Source organism: Shimia abyssi, from assembly GCF_003014475.1.
GTDB classification, from domain to species: Bacteria; Pseudomonadota; Alphaproteobacteria; order Rhodobacterales; family Rhodobacteraceae; genus Shimia; species Shimia abyssi.
This window is the reverse complement of sequence record NZ_PYGJ01000007.1, coordinates 103,016-127,417: the sequence shown is the minus strand read 5'-3', so window position 1 is coordinate 127,417 and position 24,402 is coordinate 103,016. Positions and strand designations below refer to the sequence as shown.

18 protein-coding genes are annotated in these 24,402 nt (G+C 57.8%); 7 read left to right on the top strand and 11 right to left on the bottom strand.

Annotation, left to right across the window (positions count from 1 at the left end):
* Positions 1 to 78: 78 nt before the first annotated feature.
* Entirely contained in the window at positions 79 to 3,045 is a 2,967-nt protein-coding gene (locus tag CLV88_RS12680) for a type I secretion protein (protein WP_106608777.1), read from the bottom strand.
* Positions 3,046 to 3,247: 202 nt separating this feature from the next.
* Between CLV88_RS12680 and CLV88_RS12675 the strand changes: the two genes are divergently transcribed.
* Positions 3,248 to 4,492, top strand: a complete 1,245-nt coding sequence (locus tag CLV88_RS12675) for a serine hydrolase domain-containing protein (RefSeq protein WP_207797059.1) — start codon at positions 3,248 to 3,250, stop codon at positions 4,490 to 4,492.
* 451 nt (positions 4,493 to 4,943) lie between these two features.
* On the opposite strand, the gene CLV88_RS12670 is transcribed toward CLV88_RS12675, so the two are convergent.
* From CLV88_RS12670 to CLV88_RS12650, 5 genes are all read right to left on the bottom strand, one after another.
* The gene (locus CLV88_RS12670; protein ID WP_106608776.1) at positions 4,944 to 6,839 is read right to left on the bottom strand and encodes an amidohydrolase; all 1,896 of its coding nucleotides are present in this window, start codon (positions 6,837 to 6,839) and stop codon (positions 4,944 to 4,946) included.
* Between the two features lie 481 nt (positions 6,840 to 7,320).
* Complete coding sequence (locus CLV88_RS12665; RefSeq protein WP_106608775.1) at positions 7,321 to 8,637, bottom strand: FAD-dependent oxidoreductase; 1,317 nt, start codon at positions 8,635 to 8,637, stop codon at positions 7,321 to 7,323.
* A gap of 306 nt (positions 8,638 to 8,943) precedes the next feature.
* Entirely contained in the window at positions 8,944 to 9,738 is a 795-nt protein-coding gene (locus CLV88_RS12660; RefSeq protein WP_106608774.1) for an iron chelate uptake ABC transporter family permease subunit, read from the bottom strand.
* The gene (locus tag CLV88_RS12655) at positions 9,731 to 10,528 is read right to left on the bottom strand and encodes a metal ABC transporter ATP-binding protein (protein WP_106608773.1); all 798 of its coding nucleotides are present in this window, start codon (positions 10,526 to 10,528) and stop codon (positions 9,731 to 9,733) included. The genes CLV88_RS12660 and CLV88_RS12655 overlap by 8 nt, the downstream gene beginning before the upstream one ends.
* The gene (locus CLV88_RS12650) at positions 10,525 to 11,010 is read right to left on the bottom strand and encodes a transcriptional repressor (protein ID WP_106608772.1); all 486 of its coding nucleotides are present in this window, start codon (positions 11,008 to 11,010) and stop codon (positions 10,525 to 10,527) included. Before CLV88_RS12650 ends, CLV88_RS12655 begins: the two co-directional genes overlap by 4 nt.
* 85 nt (positions 11,011 to 11,095) lie before the next feature.
* Here CLV88_RS12650 and CLV88_RS12645 point away from each other — a divergent pair, with 85 nt between their 5' ends.
* Positions 11,096 to 12,190 (top strand): zinc ABC transporter substrate-binding protein, encoded by a 1,095-nt coding sequence (locus CLV88_RS12645; protein ID WP_106608771.1) that lies wholly within the window; start codon positions 11,096 to 11,098, stop codon positions 12,188 to 12,190.
* A gap of 70 nt (positions 12,191 to 12,260) precedes the next feature.
* Here the strand turns inward: CLV88_RS12645 and CLV88_RS12640 are convergent, their stop codons facing one another.
* The 5 genes from CLV88_RS12640 to CLV88_RS12620 all read right to left on the bottom strand — a co-directional run bounded on the left by CLV88_RS12640 (position 12,261) and on the right by CLV88_RS12620 (position 18,462).
* Positions 12,261 to 12,743 (bottom strand): DUF2165 family protein, encoded by a 483-nt coding sequence (locus CLV88_RS12640; protein ID WP_106608770.1) that lies wholly within the window; start codon positions 12,741 to 12,743, stop codon positions 12,261 to 12,263.
* A gap of 67 nt (positions 12,744 to 12,810) precedes the next feature.
* Positions 12,811 to 14,475 (bottom strand): ABC transporter substrate-binding protein, encoded by a 1,665-nt coding sequence (locus CLV88_RS12635; RefSeq protein ID WP_106608769.1) that lies wholly within the window; start codon positions 14,473 to 14,475, stop codon positions 12,811 to 12,813.
* Positions 14,476 to 15,038: 563 nt separating this feature from the next.
* The gene (locus tag CLV88_RS12630; RefSeq protein ID WP_106608768.1) at positions 15,039 to 16,448 is read right to left on the bottom strand and encodes an FAD-binding oxidoreductase; all 1,410 of its coding nucleotides are present in this window, start codon (positions 16,446 to 16,448) and stop codon (positions 15,039 to 15,041) included.
* Complete coding sequence (locus tag CLV88_RS12625) at positions 16,445 to 17,659, bottom strand: amidohydrolase family protein (protein WP_243403657.1); 1,215 nt, start codon at positions 17,657 to 17,659, stop codon at positions 16,445 to 16,447. The genes CLV88_RS12630 and CLV88_RS12625 overlap by 4 nt, the downstream gene beginning before the upstream one ends.
* Before the next feature lie 8 nt (positions 17,660 to 17,667).
* Positions 17,668 to 18,462: a creatininase family protein gene (locus CLV88_RS12620; RefSeq protein ID WP_243403656.1), complete on the bottom strand. Its 795-nt coding sequence runs from the start codon at positions 18,460 to 18,462 to the stop codon at positions 17,668 to 17,670.
* A gap of 167 nt (positions 18,463 to 18,629) precedes the next feature.
* Here CLV88_RS12620 and CLV88_RS12615 point away from each other — a divergent pair, with 167 nt between their 5' ends.
* From CLV88_RS12615 to CLV88_RS12595, 5 genes are all read left to right on the top strand, one after another.
* A complete protein-coding gene (locus tag CLV88_RS12615) occupies positions 18,630 to 19,019 on the top strand; it encodes a RidA family protein (RefSeq protein ID WP_106608818.1) in 390 nt (129 codons plus the stop codon).
* Between the two features lie 54 nt (positions 19,020 to 19,073).
* Positions 19,074 to 20,231, top strand: coding sequence for a glycosyltransferase family 2 protein (locus tag CLV88_RS12610; protein WP_106608766.1), 1,158 nt, complete (start codon positions 19,074 to 19,076; stop codon positions 20,229 to 20,231).
* 45 nt (positions 20,232 to 20,276) lie between these two features.
* The gene (locus CLV88_RS12605) at positions 20,277 to 22,532 is read left to right on the top strand and encodes a glycosyltransferase family 2 protein (RefSeq protein WP_106608765.1); all 2,256 of its coding nucleotides are present in this window, start codon (positions 20,277 to 20,279) and stop codon (positions 22,530 to 22,532) included.
* A 99-nt stretch (positions 22,533 to 22,631) separates the two neighbouring features.
* Entirely contained in the window at positions 22,632 to 23,639 is a 1,008-nt protein-coding gene (locus CLV88_RS12600; RefSeq protein ID WP_106608764.1) for a hypothetical protein, read from the top strand.
* 1 nt (position 23,640) lies between these two features.
* Positions 23,641 to 24,402: a sulfotransferase family 2 domain-containing protein gene (locus CLV88_RS12595; protein ID WP_106608763.1), complete on the top strand. Its 762-nt coding sequence runs from the start codon at positions 23,641 to 23,643 to the stop codon at positions 24,400 to 24,402.

Genomic DNA, 24,402 nt, shown 5'->3' with positions numbered 1-24,402 from the left:
TTTTGCGCAAAGCTATCAGAGTCGGGGGCGGTTTTTGAGGAGAAACTGTGGCCAAACGCGGGTCAATGCCTCCTTTGGCTACAACATCTCCTCAATCAACAGCTCCAACCCCTCGTTGTCGGCAAATCCAACCGTCTCAATGTCGGTCAACAGGTAATCGCCGACAATCCCCAACGCGCGGATATGCGGCCCCTGACGGTTAAAGGCGTAGTCAAACCGATCCCCCGGCAACAGCGCCTGATCCGTCCCCGGCCCGCCATGTAACCTGTCACCGGGGCCATTGGCCACCAGCACATCGTCACCACGCCCGCCCAACAGATCATCGCGCTTGGGCGTGCCCGTCAAACGATCCGGCCCATCTGTGCCTGTAAAGATGCCACCGTGCTGAAACACACCCTCGGCCCGGTCATTGCGCCAATGCGTGCCTTGCTGGTTATAGGCCATCAGCGCCTCAAATCGCGCCGTGCTGTCCCACAAATGCCGTTTGTGCCCCCAGCTGCCCCACTTGCTGGTGGGGCCAACATCTGAATAGGCATTGAACGGGCCGCCGCCCAATCGCGTCCACCCCGCCAACAGCTCATCATAAAGCGTACCCAGCTCATCACTGGCGCTGAAATCTTCAAAATATGCGGTCAGTTCGTCCTTGTTGGCCCATTCGCCAACACCCACCGCGTGGCTGCCACCTTCATACATGACCAGCGAAAGCCCATGCCGCCCAGCTGCCTTGACCTGGCCGGGCAGGATCTCTTCCAGCATCCTCGTCAGGCTCCCCTTGCGCAGCACTTCGGCCGTTTCCCGGTGCATCCCGTCATATCGATGAATGTCGATATACGCGTCCAACGCCGCGCGTTGCAGGCCTTGATCTTCTCCAGCTTTGCGCGCCTTGGCCTCCGCTGCCTTGATCCGTTCGATCATCAATGGCGCGCCGTCATCCATGCCCAACTCTATGCCGAAATAGCCGGAGACGGCATAGGCATCCAAAAACTCATGTGGCGGTGACGCGCCATCTTTGACGGCCAAAGGTGCCTCCAACAGCCCTTTTTCCAAACCGGGCCAATCCGTATGCGTCGCGGCGACCCGCACAACGCGGTCTTCGGTTTCGCGCCCAAACACCTCGGCCCAGATACGTCCCATCTCGGCGGCGCGAAGCCCGGCATATTGCATCCACGCATCATGGCTTGCGTCTTCGCCCCAAATTGCCTCGGCCTGCTGCATCGCGTATTGCGCCTGCAAAAACCCCCAATTCCACACCTCGTTGGAATATTCAGTATAAGCGATCAGGCCGGGATCCAGATGATCGCGCACATATTCGGCAAAGCGTCGCACATACATCTCATCCGCCAGATGGGGCATGTTGAACCACGGGTCCGCGCCGATCTCGTTGGCCAGCTGCACCATCACCTCGACCGGCACCCCGCGCCACGTCCAGGTGAAATCGCTAACCTGCGGGCGGTTGGCCCATGTGTCCTGCGTGGATCCATTGGTGCGCATCCAGTCCATGAACCGCACCATGCGCAAATCATTAACCACGTTTATCCAATCCGGGTTAAACATGGCCCCTGCCTCAAACAGCGCTACATGCGCTTCGGCCACCACGTGAATGTCGCGGATGTAATCACCCGTACCGTCCGGATCGGTGCTCTCGATCCGAATGCCAACCAGCCCGTCGCCGGGGGTGTATTCAAACCAGACATTGCCCTCTTCGCGCCGAATGACGCGGGCCCGCCCGGTCACGCTCAACTCGCCCTGACCCTGCCATGTCACCCGATACCGGCCCGCCAGCCCCGCAGCCTCAGCTTGCTGATCCGTCAGCAACAGCGCCTCTACCGCGTCGATATCTTCTGGAATACCCCAGACCCAGCCCTCTTCATCCATCAGCCCGCGATCCAACAGATCATCCGTGGTCACGCCACCCCAACGCCGGTCCGGCAAATGCCCAACCCACGTACGCGCTGTCTTCATCCGGTCAATAAATGGCTGTTGGGTCGACCAGTCCGCAACCACGCTCAGCCCCATCGCCAAAGCCGGGTCCGCCAGTCCCAATCCGGCCTCGCCCTGCTGAGTCCGATTGGCGGCACCGGGCACCGGGGCAGGGGTGGGAAAGCTCTCAAGCGCATCACCCGTGGCCACTTCAACCGGCGTTGGCGCAGCCGCAGCTGCTTGTTCGTCATTCAATAACGCCTCGTGGATCACATCGCGAATGGCCGCAAAATTCTCTCTGACCACCACGTCAATGCTCTCTGGCACCTCGAAGGTATCGGGCAATGGCCGCTCATAAAGTCCCGCATAGGCAACCGCGCCTGCCAGAAAATACAACGTCGCTGTCCCATGCGGCGAGTCATCTGAATACAGCGCCAGCGGGTCGATCCCATCCAAAACGCCACCATTTATCATCCCTGCCAAGATTGTGGCCACCGGGATCATGTCAATCTGCACATCGGGCCGTTCGGCGCGCATCTGGTCCAAATAGTCCACGTACCAATCGTGGTATTTTCCCGCGTTATAGCGCTGATAGCGCCGCATCTGCCGCCGGTTCGGTGGAAAACTCGATACGAAACTGCCCATGTCCGCCCAGCCTTCATATAGCACAAATCGATCCGGCGTGGCCTCTGCCGTCATTCGGTCGATCAGCTTCAGGCTGGCTGATAAGGGCGAGCTGCCATCATCATTGGTGCCGTCATATGGTTGTGCGGCGCTCTTGTACTGAATGAAATTGGCCGGATTGAACATCACGACGTCCCAACTGACATCCTCGAAATTGCGAAACTGCCGCGTCCAGCCGCGCGGCACGTTGCGAAACCGCCAATTGGCTTGCGGCGTTTCGTCTTTGGCAAAATCGCGCAGGAACCCCCATTGCCCATCCAAGGCAAACGGCTGCCCATCGGCCTCTGCGATATACGCCATCCAATGCGGCGCTGTTGTCTCGTCACTGTCTGTCAAATGATGGATCAGACTGTTGCCAAACACATATACCGTCAGCCCCTCGGCCCGCGCCGCTCCGCTCAGTCCCAGAACCATCGCCAACAAGATCGCGATAAACCGCATCAGTTCCCCTCTCGCACACACTCAGGTTACTATGTGGCAATTCCTCTGCATGTTCCAAGAGTTTAGGCATCTTGTGATTGCAAAGTCCTAAACCCCGGCGCCGCACGGCCTACAAATTTGACATCCTCAATTCCGGCTTGCCGCGCGCGCGCGCGGCGGGCACTCTTGCCCCGGCACGACATATCATACGAGGAAACAACAGATGATCGGCACCGCAGGCCCAGCCCACCATAGGTTCGATCCCGACCGCCTGAACCGCATCCGCGACTGGATGGGGGCGCTGGTGGCGGATCGTAAATATCCCGGTTGCTCTGTTCTGATCGCCCGACAGGGTGATATCGTGTTCGACCACGCAACCGGCCTGCGCGACATCGATGCTGACCTGCCGTTTGCCCGCGATACCGTGGCCCGCATCTACTCGATGACCAAACCCGTCACCACTGTCGCGCTGATGATGCTGGCCGAACGTGGACTGTTCCATCTTGATGCACCCGTGTCTGATTTCATCCCCGCGTTCGCTGATTGCCACGCGCTCATCCCCAACGCCTCGCGCATCGACCAGACCGAACCCTGCGCCATACCTACCTTGCACCAGCTCGCCACCCACACCAGCGGTCTCAGCTACCCGTTTAACCCCGGTGTCCTGCCCGCCGCGATGGAGGCGCAGGATCTCATTTTTGGACCCAGCCAAGGGCCGCTCAGCGACATGGCCAATCAGGTCGCCACCCTGCCGCTCGCCTTTCACCCCGGACAGCGCTGGGAATATTCCGTCGGAATCGACATCCTCGGTCGCGTGATCGAGGTGGTCTCGGGCCAGTCGCTGGACATGTTCCTGCGTACCGAAATCCTCGATCCGCTTGGTATGAGCGAAACCGGCTTTTCCGTCATGCCGGGTACTCAGGATCGGTTCGCCGCGCTATATACCCCGCTTGCCGGTGACGCATTTGACCTCAATTCGGCCCAAACCGGTGCAGACACTCTGCGTCTGACCGACACGCCCACAGACTCGCCCTTTCTGAACGCGTCGATGTATTCCGGCGGCGGTGGCCTTGTCGGCACCATTGGCGACTACCTGCGCTTTACCGAAATGTTGCGCAGCGGTGGGGCCTTGGGCGAAGCACACCTGCTCAGCCCGTCAACAACCCGCTTCATGATGTCCAACCACCTGCCCGGCGACATCGCCTCGATGGGCCCGTCCAGCTTTGCCGAGCAACCGATGGACGGCATGGGGTTTGGCCTTGGCGGCGCTGTCGTGCTCGATCCGGGACGCGCCCGGGCGGTTGGCAGCGTTGGTGATTTTAGCTGGGGTGGCATGGCCTCAACCTTCTTCTGGATTGACCCGGTCCATGACCTCTCGGTGGTCTTTTTTACCCAGCTCTCCCCGTCCAGCTCTTATCCAACACGGCCCCAACTTAAGGCGCTGGTGCACGCGGCACTCAAGGATTGAGGCATTGGCTGCGTGCCAGACTGGTCTGATCACAGGATCGCGGTCGCAAAGGACCTTCAATTGGTTCGACCCGCGGGAACGATTGCCCATCGCCTAATTTTGGCACTTTTGCCGTAAATGTCAGACGAACGACCGTGCCGATTAATGTCCTCCTTAAAAAACCATGCCATCCCAATGGATTGGGTTCTACAGCTTTGCGGACATACGAAACGAGCGCAGCAACTTGTATATTGGGCTCTAAGCGGTCGGTCTTCATATTTCTCGAAAGACGGCTTCCGTAAGCCGAATGTCGGCCCAGGAGGCTAAGCTGCGGCAATGGCAAGATCATTTCAATTCTCGCATTGACCGCTTTTGGGACCGGGTAGGAATGCGACCTGCTGCATCGCCGCAAGCCCGCTTCGTGCCCATCCTGGGCAAACTCTTCCGACACCTGATCGCCTAAAAACAAGAGTTAAAGATGTGTGTGGACAACTTTGAGAGCATGCTCAAGTGTCGCTCGTGCAAAGTCAGCGTCTATGTTGCCATCTCCACCGACCGGAGGCATCAACGACGCTTTCCTCTCTGCCTTTTCAACTGGAAAAACCCGCCCTTCCATCACGGTTCCCCAGACGTTAACGTCCCTGATCTTCATTGGATCCACTGCAACCGGGTTGTCGTCGAGAATGGTAAAGTTTGCGCGTTTCCCCGGTTCGATGCTGCCGATCTCATCTTCAAGTTTCAAGGAATAAGCGGCTTCGATCGTGACACCTCGAAGGGCTTCCTCAGCACTGACCCGTTGATCCGGTCCCGCGACACGACCGGAAGCAGTCACCCTGTTTACGGCACACCACATCAGGAACAGCGGATCGGCGGGTGCCATCGGCATGTCCGAGTGCAATGACCAGGAGATTCCCGCCCTCGAAACATCGCCCAGACGTACCATCGCATCCGCTCTTTTCGGCCCGAGGCCGACAGCAGAATATTGGTCTGAAAGGGCAGTGACGTAGTATGGATTGCCACTGACGATGGCGCCAAGGTCCGAAATTCTCTGCACCTGTTCTTCTGCGCTAACCGCGAAATGAACCAGAACGGTCCGATGGTCATAGCGCGGATTGCGTCTCAGATTCATTTCGAGTGCGTCCAGAACGCGATCAAGCCCAGCGTCTCCGTTTACGTGCACATGGATTTGGTAACCAGCATCCCAGTAGATACGGAATGCTCTATCAAACAGGCTTTTGTCCATCATCCATTCGCCTTCGTGCCCATCCAGATACGGATCGCGCACCTGCATGAGTAACGAATAGATTGCTCCGTCGGCAAACAGCTTGGCTTGCTTGGGCGCAAGGCTGGTCATGCCCCCATACCAGTTTTCTAACTTTTCGGTTTCTACAATCACCTGAGCATCATCGGGATAAGTGTCGACCAAGGTTTTAGCGTCCGGCATGAAGGACCAACGAAAGGGCATGTCAGGACTGGACATAACGGCGTTGATGCCATCCTGAACCGGCTTGGCCAGAATGCCACCGGGTTCGTTTCCAAACGTTATGCCTTTGGCGTGCATGTAGTCACGGGTCAATTCCAAACCGGACTGCAACCGCTCTGGCGTTGCAGCTATTGAAGCGATGAAGGGCAACACAGCAAACAATCCCTGTTCCCAAAACCGTCCCTCCGAAAAGTTGGACTGCGCCTGCTCCGTGGCTGCAAACCCGTCGACGACGTCTTGCGTGGCACCGCCCATTTCCAGTGCGGCACTGTTCAGTATCATCTCATGACACGACCTCGCCCAAACCAGTATCGGCTGAGTCGAACTTATTGCGTCAAGATCCTCCCGCGTAAGCGGCCCATAAAAGGCCGGGTGATACCCCCATGAAACGACTGGCTCAGATGGGTCGCTACGTTGCTCGACTGCTCTTGTTAGCCGTTCGGTGAAATCCCTTTTGTCCTTTACCGCAGGGACTGTGCCCGTGGGTAAAACCCAATCTTCGATCGAAAGGATTTCCGAAGACATCGTGAGAGCCGCCAGTAACGGGTGGTCATGCTGGGCGATAAAACCAGGCACAATGACATGGTCGGCAAACGTTGTATCGACTTTATGGCGCTGCCCTTTGAGGATGCCTTGAACGTCTTCAAGACTACCAACCAAAAGGATGCGGCCATTTACGACGGCGACGGCTTCAGCTGAGGGCTTTGCCGGATCAAGCGTCAATATTTCTCTGGCGGTGTAAACCGTCACCTCAGGAAGTGGTACGATTGCTGCTCCCAACTCAGAAAGCGAACCGGACTGTCCAATCGCAGCGCTGAGTGGTGTTAAGGCCGTCGCACCAGCAAGTCCTGCTCCTAGAAATTTGCGGCGGTTGATCTTGGGCATTCCAGACTCCTCAAGCTTGTATTCATACTATGTAGAAGAATCGCGGCGGCGGCCAAAAGTTTTCGAATAGGCCTACATTCTGAAGTTACTTTTTTGCGAATTTCCGCTCAGTCCACAACTCGGTAATAGGCTCCAAAGATTTTGCTTCACCAGCGACGAAGGTCCGCTTTCCTTGCTGCGATGCAACTGATTGCGTTGGTAGATTTTGGTGCCGCATTAGCGAAATCCGCGGCTTCAATCCGGCTGCTATGGGTTCAAGGCTGTCGTTCAGCGCCTCGTCGTCTGATGACCGCTTTGAACCGCCAAACGAACGGATACCACGTCACCTGATTGAAAAGAATGAAGCTTCTGGGCCTTAGCAACGGCGGCTTTTGGGACGCGGTTCAAACATGATCCGCTGCGCCGTCGCAAGACCGCTTCGAACACATTCTGTTCAATGCTGCACGTCCTACAAAGGGCCGCTTTTACCACCCATACGATCCTAATTTCCCAGCTCTAGGGCACGATCGACAATGTCTTGTCGTGAAAGCACACTGGGATGTTCCAACAAGTGCGTGACATGTACACTTAACCGATGAAGCTCGGCGTCCGTCTCGGCCAGTTCTCGGATGACTGCTCCCATCTTCCAACGGCTTTTTATATCTGCAGGGCGTTCGCCGACAGTGCTTGAGTGTTCAAGGTCACGGGTTTCCATGACAGACCAACCAACTTGATTGAGCGGCTTAGATCCTTCGAAATATCGCGGTGCAAGCCCATCCAATCCTCCGGCCAACGCAGAGCGCAATGCTCGTGCTTGGCCTGCTGACAAGCTGATTCCCTGACCATACATCGGGTTGAAGCTCGTGAAGGCTTCACCCATAGGGATTACCCCTGATGGGAACCGTCCCATCAGGTCATAGCGATGCCAAATCCCTTTTGGGATTTTATAGGTCCGAAATTCCGAAACCGGCTCAGCGCGGCTCAGCTTTTCGTAAATCACGGGGTGGGCGAGCCCTTTTGTCCACTCAACGAAACCCTCCGCTTCGCGAGGTGCTATGTCACCGCCGCGACCATACATGGTGGCAAGCCAATGGCCTCCATCGACGGGTGTAAGATAAGCTGCGCGGGTGTTGGGCGGGATGGCCAACATAAGGCAGGCCCAAGCGTCTTTCGCCAATCCGGCAGGCGGTTGGAAAAGGCCTGACGTGTACGCCATACCTATTCCTAGTTCCTGACGTTTGACGTCGCCATAGCCCTCATGAGCCAGCATTCGAGGCAGAATTGACGCCCTGCCGGAGCAATCAACAACCAGGGACGTACTGATCGAAGACTTGTCATCGTTGGCTAGTATTTCCACGCCCGTGACCTCGCCAGCGTTGCCGGTGCAAAACTTGGAAAACCGGGTTCCTTCAAGAATGTTGACATTCGGCAAGGCTAGAACTCGCCGCCGTGTCACATGCTCCAGTAATGGTCGAGTCACAGATGGTGTCAGAAGCCCCGCGTCCCGAATTGGTGTCGGACCAGCAGCATCATGGAACCAAATGTCTAGATTCCGGCGTATCCGAACCGCCCCGGCCTCATAAAGTTCGTCCATGATTCCTGGCAGAAAGTCTTCCATTGCCTCGACGGCGTATCCGAGAAATGTGTGAACATGTGCGCCCTGAGGAACGCCTTTTCGAACGTGTGGCGTTCTCGGAAGGTTATCCTTCTCAATGATGACTACGTCTTCGAAGTATGGCGAGAGTACAGAAGCTGCCATCAGCCCAGCCATACCGGCACCGATAACCACGACCTTCTTGTTTTTGAAATTATCCATCATTACTCTTCCACGCTTCCGCTCAAATTAATGAGTAGCACATGCAACAGTTTGTTCCCAGAAGCCGACATTCGTGCACGAAATTCGAGCGTCTGCATTGTCCCACAAACCCGCCGTCAATCCGCACCAATGTTTCTGACGTCTGCACCGGATCAGAACCACAAACCAACGACACAGGATGCACGGCATTCCATCGTCAGAACACCTATGCCAACACCCGCTGCGGTTGGGTCATGCCGAAGAAGCCCGCCGAGGGCTGATGGTGCGCCGCCCCGTGCTCTCGCGCGCAACACCCGTCGTAGGGCTGGCCTAGTGCCTCAGCGAAAATCGCCCAAATGTCGCGCTCGCGGCAAAGAAACACGCCGCCGCGCACACAATCGAAGGTCCGGCAGGCGTATCATACTGCAACGAAACCCACAGTCCCGCCATCGCCGAGGCCACTCCAATCACCGCCGTACCCACGGCCATCGTCTCAGGATCACGCGACAGAACCCGCGCGCTTGCCGCCGGAATGATCAACAACGCAACGATCAACAGCGCCCCGACAACCTTGATCGCCACCGCCACGACAACCGCCAGCGCCAATGTCAAAACCATCTGCTCGCGCTTGGGATCAATGCCGCTGGCCCATGCCAGATCAGGGTTCAATGTCGCCGTCAGCAACGCCTGCCAACGCCACGCCATCAACGCCACAACCAGCGCCGCCCCCCCCCAGATCACCGCCAGATCACCTTTGCCTACGGCCAAAATGTCGCCAAACAGATAAGCCATCAGGTCCAGCCGCACCCCGCTCAGAAACGACACCGCCACGAGGCCAAACGCCAGCGCAGAATGCGCCATCACACCCAGCATCGTATCCATCGCATAGCCGCGCCCGGTCAGGTTTGACACCACCAGTGCCATAACCAACGCCACCGCCAGCGCGCCATAAAACACCGACATCCCCAGCGCCAGCGACAACGCCACACCCAAAATGGTGACATGTGCCGTCGCATCCCCAAAATAGGCCATTCGACGCCACACGACAAAGCACCCCAAAGGGGCCGCAGCCAACGCAACGCCAACACCCGCCAGCATCGCGCGCACAAAAAAATCATCAAGCATGAGTATGTGTTCCGCGGTCTTTCTGGTGGTCTTTGTGATGGTCATGCCCGTGATCATGCCCGTGATCATGTTCATGGTCATGGCTGTGCGAATGATCATGCTCGTGACGATAGAGCGCCAGCGCGCCGCGTGTACCGGTCCCGAACAGCGCGCGATACTCAGGCGCCGACGCCACGATTTCCGGCGTTCCATGGCAACAGACATGCCCGTTCAGGCACACCACCCGGTCGCTCGCGCTCATTACCACATGCAATTCATGGCTCACCATCAGGATCGCCGCGCCTGTGTCGCGCCTCACCTGTTCGATCTGCCCATAAAGATCCGCTGAACCCGGCTGATCCAACCCAGTTGTTGGCTCGTCCAGAATGAGCAGCTCCGGCTTTTCCAGCAACGCCCGCGCCAACAGCGCGCGCTGAAACTGGCCACCCGACAATGCCGACATCTGCCGATCTTCCAACCCGGCAACACCCGCCTGTTCCAATGCTGCACTGACGTCTGCGTCACGGCGGCGGCGGGGCAGGGACAGGAACCGTTTCACACTCAGCGGCAGGGTCGGATCAATCGACAACCCCTGTGGCACATAGCCGATGCGCACGCCCCGCGCGCGCTCAACCCGGCCTTTGTTGGGTCGTAAGGCGCCAATGATGCACCGCAACAACGTGGTTTTGCCCGACCCGTTTGGCCCGACAATCGTGACAATCTCGCCCGGACTGATCGCCAGATCGACATTCTCCAGCGCCTGATGGTCGCCATGCGCCACGCTTACGCCCGTCAGCGAAACAAGGCTCATGCCTCGCCTCCGGGCACGCATGTCGGGCACAGCCCTTCTGCTTCCATCACGGTGGTTTCGATCACGAACCCGCTTTCTTGCGCTTGCTGCTGCAAATCCGACTTCCTCTTGGGGGCGTCGCCCTCGGCCACTATTCCACAGCTCTTGCAGATCAGGAAAACCGGCGCATGATCGCCCTCTTGAGGGTGGCTGCATGCGACATACGCATTCAACTTTTCGATCTTGTGGGCAAACCCGTTGCTCACCAAAAACTCCAGCGCGCGATACACCACCGGGGGCTGCGCGCCAAAGCCTTCATCGCTCAGCACCGCCAATATGTCATAGGCGCCCATGGCCCGGTGCTCTTGAACCAAAATCTCCAGAACGCGCCGCCGCCCCTTGGTCAGCCGCAATCCCTGCGCGGAGCACACCTGCTCCGCCGCTTCCAGCGCGCCCGAGATACATGCGCTGTGATCATGTTTACCAAAGCCGATCTCTGACATGTCGATCCTTTGCTCACTTTCGTCTTGATATAGTATAACATTTCACTTAAGGCCAGATCCAAATTTTGCATCGAGAGACCCCGAGATGAAAAGAAGCTTCCCTTTCCTGTTGTCCGCGACAATGATCCCTGCGGCCGCATTTGCCGAGCCGCCCAAAGTTGTCACCGACATCGCGCCCGTTCATTCACTGGTCGCCAGTATCATGCAGGGCGTCGCCACGCCCGAACTGATGATCGAACCGGGGATCTCGCCGCACCACTACTCCATGCGCCCTTCTCAAGCGCGCGCGCTGCAAACTGCCGATCTGGTGGTGTTCATCGGGCCAGAGCTCACGCCTGGTCTGGTCGATTCATTCGAGTCGATCGCGCCAGATGCGACTCACATGGAATTGTTGGCCGTTCCTGAAACAACCACCTATCAATTCCGCGAAGGCGCAGTCTTCGCAGGTGTCGATGAACACGAAAACCACGACGCCGATCACGACGACCACGCCGATCACGACGACCATGCAGAGCATGACGACCATGCAGAGCATGACGACCACGCCGATCACGCAAAGCATGACGATCACGCAAAGCATGACGATCACGCAGAGCATGACGATCACGCAGAGCATGACGATCATGCGGATCACGACGAACACGGCCATGATCATGATGGTATCGATCCGCACGCGTGGCTCGATCCGGTCAATGCTCAGGTCTGGGTTCAGGCGATTGCAATGCAAATATCCGAAATGGACCCATCAAACGCGACAATTTACGACACAAACGCCGTAACACTCCTCGCGGACTTGCAAGCCCTGACACATAAGATCGAAACCACCCTTGCCCCGGTGCAAGATGCCCGGTTCCTCGTGATGCACGATGCGTATCAGTATTTCGAAAGGCGCTTTGACCTCAGCCTCACAGGCTCCCTACTGCAAGGCGATGGCACGGCAGCCAGCGCGGGACGTGTGGCTGAGTTGACAGAAGAGATGGAGCGCGAGGCGGTCAACTGTGTGTTTGGCGAACGCCAGTATAACAGTGACCTTCTCGCGACGCTTGCTGCAGACGGCCAAATCGCTACAGCGATGATCGATCCGCTTGGTTCTGAACAGCCGCTGGGTGCAACGCTTTATAGCGGGCTGATCTCTGGTGTAGCTGAAGCTTTTGCTGAGTGCCTCGCAAACGAAAACTGACACAAGGCTTCGATTAGTGCCTGAACAGCACTCTCTGAGCGACGCTAACGAACGTCGCTCAGGGTTTATTTCAGAGGCTTAGAAAAATCATATTTCCAATGCCCCACAGCATAAGCTGGAAATGGGTGTTCTGGGCGCCCTCATGACTGAACCAATAGCTGAAATGATTGCCCACAATGGTGAACATGGCCCAGATGCACGTGAACATCAGCGCACCCAGCATGGCCACGTCCCGCGCGACACTGGGGAGCGCAAATCCAAGCACCGACAACGCTAGCATCACAACTCCGGCCCACAAAACAACGGTCGTTGCCGCCTCGGAAACAACGATCAACCGGAACAGCCCCTTTTGCCACGCGCGGCTGTTGATGCTGCGGTGGGCAACGCGGGCGTATTCGTCCGGGTATTCCTCGCGCATCCGCTCCATGGTTAACACTTGCGCGGTAAACACTTCGTTGACCGGCGGGTACAGAATATTATCCCGTACACCAGTCGTCAGCCAAGCCGCAGGCAGGGCAAGTGAGACCGTCTGCGCCAACAATGTCATATCCATAAAAAATGGCTCCTTTTCATGAAAACGGGCCGCCCAATGGGCGGCCCGTCTCCGACCTGTAAAAAAATCAGGTCCAGTGCATTTCCGCAGGGCGGAACTCGAACGAGATGTGGTGGGCAACGCCCCCCAGACCTTCTTTGGTGTGGTTATAGAGCGAGCGCCAGTAAGGCTGGATTGTCACACCATCTTCCTGCAACATTTTCTCGCCCGCCGCGACCAGCGCACGACGCTTCTCGAGATCGGCGGTCGCCAATGCTTGTTCGAGGTTGGCGTCGAACTCCGGGTTGGCATAGCCAAACTCGTTCCAAGCTTCGCCCGAGCGATAGGCCAGCGCCCAGATCTGAACGCCCAGAGGACGGTGGTTCCAGTTGGTCGAGCTGAACGGATATTTCGCCCAGTCGTTCCAGAAGGTTGAACCTGGCAGAACGGTCCGTTTGACGTTAAAGCCCGCATCACGCAGCTGTGCCGCTACCGCATCGGTGGTGTTTTTGCGCCATGCGTCATCGATCGACATGATTTCCATCTCAAAGTCAGTCATGCCAGCTTCATCCAACAGCGCCTTGGCGGCTGCGGGATCGTATTTCGGCATGCCGATATCAGCATAGTCGGGGTGGGCCGGGCCAACATGGTGGTTTGCGGCAACTTCGCCGCGGCCGTCATAGCCCAGCTCCAGCAGAACGTTATTGTCCACAGCCATCGAGATGGCTTGACGTACACGTTTGTCAGCATAAGGCTGAATGCCGTTGACTTCGGCCAACTGGTTCGGACGGATCACGATGGTGGCCATTGTCACCACTTCGTTCTCTACCCAGCCATCCAGAGAGCTGACCAGGTCGATGAATTCACCTTCAATGGTATACAGCGCGTCGATTTCCTCGGCTTCTGCCGCTGCAACAAACGATGCCGGATCTGTGCCGTAATCGATATATTCGATACGTTCCATCCATGCGCCGTTGCCTGCGTTCCACCATGTGTGGTTGTCGTTGCGCACCAGAACAGATTTGACACCCACTTCCAGATCTTCGGGCAGATACGGACCAGTACCAACCGGATCGGTCAGCATATTGTCCGGGTTGTTGTGCTCTGGGTGCATGATCGCCGCTGGATAATCCGCCATGCCGGCGATCAGCGTGATGTCAGCAGATGGCAGGTTGAGACGGATGGTGTGGCTGTCCACCACTTCGATGGCGCCATCAATGGCTTTGTTGGTGTTCGCATCGATCAGCGTCGCGAAACGACCGGCCATCGAGTTGCCTTCGACGTCCTTGTCACACCAGCCAGTGATGTTTGCCGCCACGTGCTCGGCTGTCAGATCGTCGCCGTTGTTCCACTTAACGCCTTTACGCACGTTGAGCGTATAGGTTTTTGCGTCTTCGGAAATGTCCCAGCCTTCCAGCAGCGATGGAACGAACGTACCGTCGTTCTCATATGTCACCAGATATTCAAGCCACCCGCGCGAGAAGTTGGCGATCTGCGACCAGTCATAGGTGCGTGGATCTTTCAGCGCGCGCACTTCCATCTGGATGCGAACGGTGCCGCCGTCTTTTGCGTGACCCGCGGCCTGCGCCGGGGCGGCCATGCCGATCATGCTGTACGCGGTCGCAGCCGTTGCCCCAAATGCGCTTGCCAGCGCCAAGAATTCGCGGCGGCTGACATCGTCATTGCCGACCTTCTTGGCGTTTTGGACAATAACGTCTGGCATAGGCTGGCCGTTACGTTTGAAAAAAGTCATGGTCTTCCTCTCTGTTGGTCGTTTGTTAGGGGTTGCCCCCGTGTTTTTGGACTGTCCCACAGTGTGGCGGCGACGGTTCAACCATCCACTTCAGGTCTGCGGTCAGGTAAGTCTCCCCAATCGTGCGGCACGTTCCCATTGGGTCGGTGCCGTCGCTTTGCATGGCATATCAACGTCTTCCAAGCAGTTCCCCTAAACACAATCATCCACACCGACGGGAACAGTTGCAACAGGTAACTGTTCTTTTTTGACCAATCGTGAAGCGCGGGAAACTGGATCGGCAAAACGCCCCGCCAAACCCCTCAAAAATCCGCCACCGAGTGAAAGTGAGGATCGAGTAGAAACCGGGTACGGTAATTTTGTTACGTCGGAACGCCAATACATTTGCAGATTAACCGACATCAACCACCGATTCCTCTGGTCCGTTTCCGACCCATAACGATCCTAATTCGACAAAAAGGGGTCGCATTCATGCAATTCTTTATCCTTTACGCGAAGGTGTCGCTAATTTCCTCAATCAAAAGGCGACACCTTGCCATCTGTTTTCCCTACGAAACGTGCCTTCAGGACGCCGCCATCGCTTCGATTTCTTCGGGGGATTTTTCGCGCACGTTTTCCCACTCCCGTGACTTGGCCGAGTTCAGCAACCCTTTGGGGTCCATCCGCTTTTTCCAGGCCAGATGCTTGTAATCCGCATTCTTCAGCCCACCGCCTTCGACCATGCAAATATGCGCGTCATAGATCGGATAGCCATTCGCCTCATAAGTGGCTTCGATTTCGGTCAACCGCTCTCGGGTCGAGTACCAGATAATCGGCAGATCAAAGGTCACGATATTGCCGTCCAACAGGGCAAATTCATGGTGTTGCCAGACGTCATCACCCAGTTGCGGACGCAGCGCTGCGATGTCCTTTGCGTCGGGTGGCGTTGGGCATCCCACCTGCAAATACGTCGCCGAGCGATCCGCCTTCAGCACCTGCAATGTCGTGTGGTTATAGGCGAACTCAAACACGTGCGGCAGCTTGGCGGCCTTCAGCTCGGCTTCGGACATCGCCAGGTCAACAACCCCGCCTTGTTGGGCCATCAACGCACGATAGGCGTCCATGTCCTCAGCTGGCACCAGCGACACCATCAGGTGTTTTTCCGGGCGCAGATATTCGGCCAGACGTGGGAAATAGGCACAGATTCGCGCGTCCACAGTCGACACCAGCTTGCGCGCAATGTCCGGCGCACAGGCCAACGCATAGCCCGCGGCATAGGTCTCTTCATAGCTGTCAAACGTGGCCATGCACCCGATCCAGTTGCGATGCGGCACCGTGCGTAACGTAACTTCGGTGATTACCCCGTTTAATCCCCATGCATGGTGGATATGGTTGACGGCTGCGCCTTCAAACAGGTGCTCTTCGGGGGTTTCGGTCGCGGATAACGCCTTAAGCGAAATGATATTGCCGGGGTCGCGCAACATGCCTTGGGCCACCGACCCAATGCCGGATGATCCCCCGGCAATAAATCCGCCAATGGTGGCGATATCCTGTGTCGACGGGAAAATCGCCAGCTCCCAGCCCTTTTCGTGCAGGGCATTGTTGATCTCTTCGATATTGGCTCCGGCCTCGGCGGTGACATAGCCCTCGCCAATCTCCAGAATGCGGTTCATCGACGTGGTCTCAATGATCAGTCCGCCATTCAACGGTACCGCCTGCCCATAGTTCCCGGTCCCCCCACCGCGCAGCGTGACCGGCGCATCATGGGCATAGGCGATGGCCAGACAATGCGCCATTTCAGCGGGCGTTTTTGGCACCGCCACCAGATCGCCAAAACTGCGCCGCAGCTGGGTGTTCAGGATCGGCGAATACCAAAAGAAATCGCGCGACCGTTTCTTGACCAGCACAGGTTCTGCAATGGTCTCAACCGGGGCAAGCGCCTCGGCAAAGGCGGTCCAGTCAAGGTCGGATTTGCCGGAGATAGAAGTGTTCATGAAAGTGGCTCCTTCAAAAGCTCTGATGCGGGCCTGTGCGCTGCGCCGCTGATGAGGTCTGAAAGATCGCTCGCATCTGCGATCCGAAGGGTGTTCAAATGCGCACCGTTGATGGGCGCGGGGCCAAGGCCCAATGCCGTGCGGGCGTCGGTTGTGATGCTGCGCATCCATCGCCCAAGCGGTGGGTCCAGATGGGCTGACAATATGCCAAGCTCCAGCGCGCGCAGCGGGTCGTGCCGCCCTACCGGGCAAAACGCATCCCGCACGTTATCTGTGCCCAGAACCACCTTTACCCCGGCCCGCGCCAATGCATCCAACGGGGTCAATCCGCGTCCCTGCGGCAAGTGCGCTGCGCGCCCCTGTAGGTAAAGATTGGTCTGCGGAAGTGCCACAATCGCGATCCCGGCGTTGGCCAACTTGCTCGCAATGCGGTCAAAATCTGTTTGCGCCCTCAGGCCCAGTGACACCGCATGACCGCACAATATCGACCCGTCAAATCCGGTTTCCAAGGCCACATCCGCAATCACTTCCAGCCCATTCATGGCGGTGTCCAGCGTCTCGTCCACATGGAAATCCAGCGCCAGCCCCCGGCGATCCGCCTCGCGGAATGTGTTGGCGATCCCGTCGCGCAATCCAGCCTGTCCCAGCACAAACGCGCCCAGCGCATGGCCCTCGGGGATGGCGTTGGCGGCCTTTCGGGCAAACGCCGGATCAGCCATCTGATCAACGCCCGTCAGCGTCGCGAGTTGCAGATGAACCGGCACATCCTGCACCACCTCCAACAGCACCTCAAAGCTGCGCGGAGGCAGGGCTTCGTCGCCCCAGTCCACATGGCTGCGTATCGCGACGCACCCGGCGGCAATCGCCTCATCGATCCCGAGTAGGGCGCGTCGGCGGATATCTTCGTCGCTCCACAGCGCCTTGTCCGCGTGTTGTGCGCGGATCGCGTCTCCCAGATCACCGCCCCGAAAATCCATCCGGTCGATCGTGTGGCACTTGTCCAGATGACAATGCGCTTCGATCAGGCCGGGAAACAACATGCGGCGGCTTGGCTCGATCGCTTGGCTCGGCTGCATTCCCACAACACAATTGTCGCGCAGCAAAAGATCACCACGCAGGCAATCGCCTTTGATCGCGCCGACATACCCGTCGTCGCCGCCGAGCAGATCAAGCGGAACAGTAATGTTCTCGATCATGTGGTGCGTCGTCATCTGTGGTCTCACGTTGCTGGGTCAAACTGTGCAAACTCCCGCAGGAACCCGGCAAAATTCCGCGCCGCGCTGCCCAGTAGCACCTCGCCCTTCTCCGCCGTCGCCACAGATGCATCACCGCAGGCACCAAACGCGTTCAAATCATCAATCACCCAGCCGGGACGCATGGCTTGCCCGTTCAGGCCAATCCAGCGCCCGCTTTCTTGCCAACCTCGGCCCTTAGAGCGGAAATTTTGCGCCTTGCTCATGTCCACCCGGTCTGGCGATACCGCCAGCATCGGGCTGGTCTCTGTATCTCCTCCATGCAGATCATGCGCCGCATCTTCCGGGTCCACCACGCCATCCCATTCAGCAAACCCGAACCAGCTGCCATGGGCCGTGATCATGCTATGTGCCAACCGCATCTCGCGGCAGGCAATTTCAAGCACCGCCGTGTTGCCGCCATGCCCGTTCAGCATTGCCAGCCGGGAAATGCCCGTGCGGGCAAGGCTGTCCCCCAGATCGCGCAGCACGGCCAGCAGCGTGTCCGCCGACAGGCACAGCGTACCAGGATGAGCGCTATGCTCATTGCTTTTGGTGATCGTCAATGTGGGCAGAATCAGCGCGCTTGTCTCTGGATGCCAATGCGCACGGCTGCGATCCGCAACGGCGCTTGCCAGATCACTGTCCACCGACACAGGCAAATGTGGTCCGTGCTGCTCGGTCGCCCCCAGCGGCAAAATGGCAATGGTTCTCTCGGGCAGCCCGAGAAAATCCGGCGCTTTAAAATCGGTCCAGTATCCCTGCATATGTCGGCCTTTCATCCGTTAAATCCGGGGCAACGGGGCCTAAAATTACAAAAGCCACGCGCCACCGGAATGGTGGTTGCGTGGCCCTACGTCTGTGCCAGAGTATGCAACCAATTTACAATGTGCGCGCCAGATTGCAAGGTCCGGCGCAAATTGTTGCACCTGTTGACGAGGACAAATCCATGCGCCCGCTAAACCCTGATGCCATCGCGCCGCCCTTTGGACGCTATTCCCATGGGGTGGAAATCGCCCCCGGCCAGCGCGTGGTGCGCACCTCTGGTCAGCTGGCATTGGCGCAGGACGGCAGCGTGCCTAATGGGGCACGCGCGCAGGCGGACCTGTGTTTTGACAATATCCGCCACATCATCGCAGAGGCGGGCATGACACCGCAGGACGTTGTGCATGTTTCGGGCTATGTCACAGACCGCGACTATTTTCCCGACTATATGGCCGCCCGGGATGCGTTTCTGGAAGATGTCGACCTATTGCCCAGTTCTACGCTGTTGATTGTGTCTGGTTTTACCCGTCCGGAGTTTTTGGTGGAGGTCGAGGTATGGGCCGCCGCGCCTTAGGCGTGCACCTCCTCCGCCCTTGCGGGCGTCTTCGGGCAGGGTGCGGGCAAACCTGTGTCACCTTCAGGACTCAACCTGCACAATGCTGACAGGTTGCAGTGGGCGATACGCAGCCATCGTGCTAGCCTTGTCGCCAAGGCTCAAAAGAAGCAGGCAATCGTGCGGGTACTCAGCGTCACATCGGTTCGAAACGAAGGTCCCTACCTGTTGGAATGGATCGCCCATCACATTGGCGCGGGGGTGACGGATTTCATTGTTGTGTCAAACGATTGCGATGACGGCACCCATGAAATCCTGCAAGCGCTGGATCGCGCGGGCATCGTCACCCACATCCCCCAAGTCCCGCTGCCCAATAAAAGCATCCAATGGCAGGCCCTGCGTACCGCATGGCGCCATCCGCTACGCAAAACGGCAGATTGGATACTGGTCTCGGATGTTGACGAATTTCTCAACATCCACACCGGCAACCACACGATCACTGACCTGATCGCCAAGGTGCCGAATGACACAGACGCCATTGCCCTGCCGTGGCGGCTCTTTGGGCATAATAACGTGACCATGATCCAAGACGCCCCCGTCACCGAACAATTCACCCGCGCCATTCCACCTGACACCCAGTTCCCAATCGCCGCCAGCCTGTTCAAAACCCTGTTCCGCGCCAAAGGGCCGTTCAATCAGCTCGGTGTGCACCGCCCCCGCCAAAAAGACCCGACCAAGGCCGCCTTGCCAAATTTTGTCGACGGCTCTGGCAACGCAATGTCCGGCTTTCTGGCACGCACACCGCACCGGCTGTCGTTGTTCGACCTCGGCGTTGCGCGCGACCTTGTTGAGCTGAACCACTACGCTGTGCGCTCGGCTGCGGGTTTTGTGAATAAATGCGACCGTGGTCTGCCCAATCGGGCCCACAAACCCGTTGATCTCGCCTATTGGGTCGAACGCAACTTTAACAATGTCATAGACACGAGCATTGCCCGAATGCGCCCCGCCACCACGGCCGCGCTTGACCGGCTTATGGCCATCGACGGCCTTGCTGATCTTCACACGCAATCGGTCGCATGGCACCGCGCCCGTTTTAACCACTTGATCAGCCAACCCGCGTATCAAACCCTTATGACCCAGATCCTTGTCGCCGGAGGTGGGGCAGTTTTGCCGGACCATTTGCAGCGACAACTGGTTCGATGGTATCAACAGGCTAACAAACCCACCGGCTGACCAAGGCCGGGGCCAAGAGCAGGCAATAGCAGGACACAATAACGGATGGGCAAACCCGGCTTTCAGACGATCCTTTTGACGCATCAGGAGATCGCCGATATCTGCGTGATCGACACGGTCGCGGTCGCGCCGGGCCACGCCTACGCGTATCTCGCCACGGACACCCCGCCTGAAAGTGTTGAGGCCGCAAATGACACGCGGCTCGAAAATCTGCGCAGCGTGGGTAATGGCCTGATCGCTGATTTGCACTATACCAGCGCCGCGCCCGAACTGACTTTGGGCGGCACGCCCTGTCAGCTGGTCCCAACCCCGGCCCAGACCGACCTGTTTGACAGGTTGAACACCGCGCTGGCCTTTCGCAATGGCGAACCTGTGTCCGCCGTACTTGACTGGCTGCGCTACCACGTGCGTCACCATGCGTTGCAAGCCGCGCTGATCGTTGATCGCGCCCGTCCGGACGAGGCCGCCAAATTTGCTCGCAAACTGAAAAAAGGGGCCAAGGAAATCAACGGGCTGAAACAACTGGTGCATGTCCATTCCGACATGCCGCTGGGCCAGGCCGACCTCCCCGCCGAAGCGCACCCTTTCAACGCCCCCGACGCGCCAGGCAAAGATCGGATGGACATCCCCGAACCCGCACCATGGGACGCCCCCTTGGGCGAATTACAGCTCTTCGAACTCATGCGCCGCCGCTTTCTCGACACGGCACGCGCTGTTGCCCTGTTAGAGGTGTCCGATCTGTTGACCGACATCACCGGCGCGGGCGTCAAAGGGCGCACTGTATTCGACGCCGCGGTCAAATCCGCCACCGGCTCTGTCGTGCTGGCAGGGCGCAATTGTTACCCGTGGCGCGTGCGAAAAGGCGACGCCGCCGCCCATGGCGACCATATCTGCGTCCAGTTTGATGCCACCAAACTGCGCAAACGCTGGTGTGTCGCGCCGTCCCGCACCGGCCCTAACACCGTCTGGCGCATGGTGCGTATTGTCTCGGCCTCTCCAGAACCGGACGAATGGGTGCAATTCTACCGCTGCATGGGCCTGCGCCACCCCGCCGACTCCGTGTCCAAGATCGTGCCCAAAACCTCGCTGATCGAAGATGCAACTCTGCTCGACATGGCCACAAACGTTTTTGATCACAAAGCGCTGCGCATGCCCGAAATCGCCGCGCCGGAAATGTCCTCAGACAGCAATGATGTCGCCATCATTACCTGCATGAAAAACGAGGGGCCATTTATCCTCGAATGGCTCGCCTATCACCGCGCCATCGGGGTCAAGGACGTGCTGGTTTATACCAACGATTGCAACGACGGCACCGACATCTTCCTGCAATTGCTCCAGAAAAAGGGCTACGTCCAGCACCGTGAAAACCCGTTCGAGGGCACCGGCCTCAAACCGCAACACGCCGCGCTGCAAGCCGGGGAAAAGGAAGAGGTGATCAAATACGCCGATTGGGTGATCTCGATGGACGTAGACGAATTCATCAATATCAAGGTGGGCGACGGCACCGTCACGGCATTGTTCGATGCAGTGCCTGATGCCAACCTGATCTCCTGCACGTGGCGGCTGTTTGGCAACTCGGACGTGCACGAATACACCGACGATCCGCTCATGGCCCAATTCACCCGCTGCGCCCCGGAAATCACCCGCAAACCGCATCAGGCCTGGGGCTTTAAAACCCTGTTCCGCAATGTCGGCCTGTTCAAGAAACTGGGCGTGCACCGCCCCAAAGGGCTGAACCCGCAACTGTGGAACGAAATCAACTGGGTCAATGGCTCTGGTGCGCCACTGCCCAAGGATATGTACCGCAACGCGTGGCGCTCGACCTCTTCGACAGTTGGCTATGACATGGTCCAGCTCAACCACTACGCCGTGCGCTCCGCCGAAAGTTTTCTGGTAAAACGCGACCGGGGCCGCGTTAACCACGTCGACCGCGATCAGGGGTTGGCCTACTGGTTCCGCATGAACAACAATGTGGATCAGGACACCTCGATCCAGCGCATGATCCCCGCCATGCAGGCCGAGAAAGACCGGCTCCTTTCCGATCCCGAAATTGCCGAGGCGCACGCCTTTTCGGTTGATCGGCACCGCGCCAAAATTGACGCACTGAAAGAGACCGACAATTACGCCAGCTTTTACAAAGAACTGACCGGCCACCGCATGCAACGCCTCGCGCGGTTGCACCCGCATTTCGGCGCAAACGTGTTCCTTGCCGGCCCCGAGGTGATCCCCGATTGGCTCACAGAACGCGAATTACCGGATGACTTCTTCTTTACCGTCGACAAGCAGGAGACGGCCCATTGACCCGCGCGAAACTGACATTGCGATTAACTGAAAATTCAGAGACAAACGCCACAAAAATGGGTAAACTGTTTGCAAATCCAGAACAAAAGGGCAGGTGACATGGCCAAACTCCCCGAGATTGCATCGCTCTGGATCGGTGGCCAGTTAAGCTGGCTGGAACAGCTCTGCCTCAAAAGCTTTGCCGACGCGGGTCACCACACCACCCTTTACAGCTACGACGAAATCCCAAACGTCCCCGACGGTGTTCATACCGCAGACGCCGCCGAGATTTTTCCTGCTGACCCAATGTATCGCCATGTCCGCACCGGCAGCCCGGCAATCCATGCCGATCTGTGGCGGCTCAATATGCTCAAAAAGACCGACAAGATCTGGGTCGACGCCGATATCTACTGCCACAAACCTTTTAACTATAGTCGCAAATCCGTGTTCGGCTGGGAGAAAGAGGGGCTGGTCTGTAACGCCGTCCTCGGCTTGCCCAAAACCTCAAGGGCGTTGAACGCCATGCTGGAGTTTTTCAAGGATGAATACGCCATCGGCCCATGGCTGCGCCCGTGGCAAAAGGCCGAGCTTCAGGCCGAGAAAGACGCCGGAAAACCCGTGCACATGACCGCCCAGAACTGGGGCTTCACTGGCCCGGCGGCTGTGACGCATTTCCTCAAGGAATCCGGCGAAATCAAATACGCCGAGCCAATCCCGGCCTTCTATCCGGTGTCGTTCAAGGATCGCAATAAGATGTTCCAAAGCCGGTTTTACCTTGAAAAAGACTGGTTCACCGAGGACACGCGCGGAGTGCATTTCTGGGCGCGGCGCATGAAACCACGCCTTGAGGAAAAGGAAAACAACCGCCCCCGACGCGGCTCTTACATGCATAACGTCATGCTCAAACACGACATCGACCCGGACGCGGCCCCAATCCCGGCCCGGATCGTCAAGAACAAGGCGCCGGTCAATGATCCCGACTTTCGCGCCAAAATCGCGATTGAATCCCTTAAAGGCGAATCTTCGATCACCAAAATCTCCCGCGATTACCTTGTCGACAAAAGTTTTATCAAGGAATGCCGTGACCGCCTGATCCAATCGGCCCCAACCCTGTTTCACGAGGGTTGAAATGGACTATCGCCCGCGCATTCTCGACAATTACCCAAACCAGCGCCACTTTCTGCAACTGGTCAACATACCCGTCTTTGGTGCCCCGTTTCTCTACATGAAAAACCACAAGGCCGCCTGCACAACTGTACTCGCCACGTTGATGGCCAACCTTCTGGATCAAAAGGGCGAGGGCACGGGTAGTATCGACATGAACACCGTGCACACCCCGCCCAACACGCTGCTTCTGACCGGTCCGCGCGGCCTTAAAATGGCGCAGGTGCTCGAGGCGCTGGCCGACCGCCGGGTCTATCGCTTTACCATCATCCGCGAACCCGTCGCGCGCACCGTCTCGTCCTTTGCCGACAAGATCGTCAAGGGCGACAAACAAAAAACCAAACTGATGCGCTATCTTAAACGACCGGTAAACAGCGACATGTCCCTGTCCCAATTCCTCGACATCATGGCCCAGGATCCCGGCGCGCGCGATGTTGACCGCCACTGGCGCAGCCAACGGCTTGAGGTGTCCTATGATTTCATCAACTACGATTTTGTCGGCGACATGGCCGATCTTGACGGCGCGCTGAACCGTATCGTGCGCCATATCTTCAAGGTCGATCGCCCACAGGTGCAAGACACCCGCACCTCGCTGGGCCATAAATCCAAAAGCGCCGAGCTGATTGAGGGCATGACCCCCTCAGACCGACGTAATATCGAAACCGCCTTTGGCCCGGACTTCGAAATGTACCACGACGTCCGCCAGAAACTCTCACAGGCCGCATGA

Excerpts from the sequence above, each read along its gene's own strand:
- CLV88_RS12675 (WP_207797059.1), top strand. The coding sequence starts at position 3,248 with ATGATCGGCACCGCAGGCCCAGCCCACCATAGGTTCGATCCCGACCGC.
- CLV88_RS12635 (WP_106608769.1), bottom strand. The coding sequence starts at position 14,475 with ATGACTTTTTTCAAACGTAACGGCCAGCCTATGCCAGACGTTATTGTC.
- CLV88_RS12655 (WP_106608773.1), bottom strand. The coding sequence starts at position 10,528 with ATGAGCCTTGTTTCGCTGACGGGCGTAAGCGTGGCGCATGGCGACCAT.
- CLV88_RS12615 (WP_106608818.1), top strand. The coding sequence starts at position 18,630 with ATGCGCCCGCTAAACCCTGATGCCATCGCGCCGCCCTTTGGACGCTAT.
- CLV88_RS12630 (WP_106608768.1), bottom strand. The coding sequence starts at position 16,448 with ATGAACACTTCTATCTCCGGCAAATCCGACCTTGACTGGACCGCCTTT.
- CLV88_RS12600 (WP_106608764.1), top strand. The coding sequence starts at position 22,632 with ATGGCCAAACTCCCCGAGATTGCATCGCTCTGGATCGGTGGCCAGTTA.
- CLV88_RS12645 (WP_106608771.1), top strand. The coding sequence starts at position 11,096 with ATGAAAAGAAGCTTCCCTTTCCTGTTGTCCGCGACAATGATCCCTGCG.
- CLV88_RS12680 (WP_106608777.1), bottom strand. The coding sequence starts at position 3,045 with ATGCGGTTTATCGCGATCTTGTTGGCGATGGTTCTGGGACTGAGCGGA.
- CLV88_RS12620 (WP_243403656.1), bottom strand. The coding sequence starts at position 18,462 with ATGAAAGGCCGACATATGCAGGGATACTGGACCGATTTTAAAGCGCCG.
- CLV88_RS12595 (WP_106608763.1), top strand. The coding sequence starts at position 23,641 with ATGGACTATCGCCCGCGCATTCTCGACAATTACCCAAACCAGCGCCAC.
- CLV88_RS12625 (WP_243403657.1), bottom strand. The coding sequence starts at position 17,659 with ATGACGACGCACCACATGATCGAGAACATTACTGTTCCGCTTGATCTG.
- CLV88_RS12640 (WP_106608770.1), bottom strand. The coding sequence starts at position 12,743 with ATGGATATGACATTGTTGGCGCAGACGGTCTCACTTGCCCTGCCTGCG.
- CLV88_RS12660 (WP_106608774.1), bottom strand. The coding sequence starts at position 9,738 with ATGCTTGATGATTTTTTTGTGCGCGCGATGCTGGCGGGTGTTGGCGTT.
- CLV88_RS12665 (WP_106608775.1), bottom strand. The coding sequence starts at position 8,637 with ATGATGGATAATTTCAAAAACAAGAAGGTCGTGGTTATCGGTGCCGGT.
- CLV88_RS12670 (WP_106608776.1), bottom strand. The coding sequence starts at position 6,839 with ATGCCCAAGATCAACCGCCGCAAATTTCTAGGAGCAGGACTTGCTGGT.
- CLV88_RS12650 (WP_106608772.1), bottom strand. The coding sequence starts at position 11,010 with ATGTCAGAGATCGGCTTTGGTAAACATGATCACAGCGCATGTATCTCG.
- CLV88_RS12605 (WP_106608765.1), top strand. The coding sequence starts at position 20,277 with ATGGGCAAACCCGGCTTTCAGACGATCCTTTTGACGCATCAGGAGATC.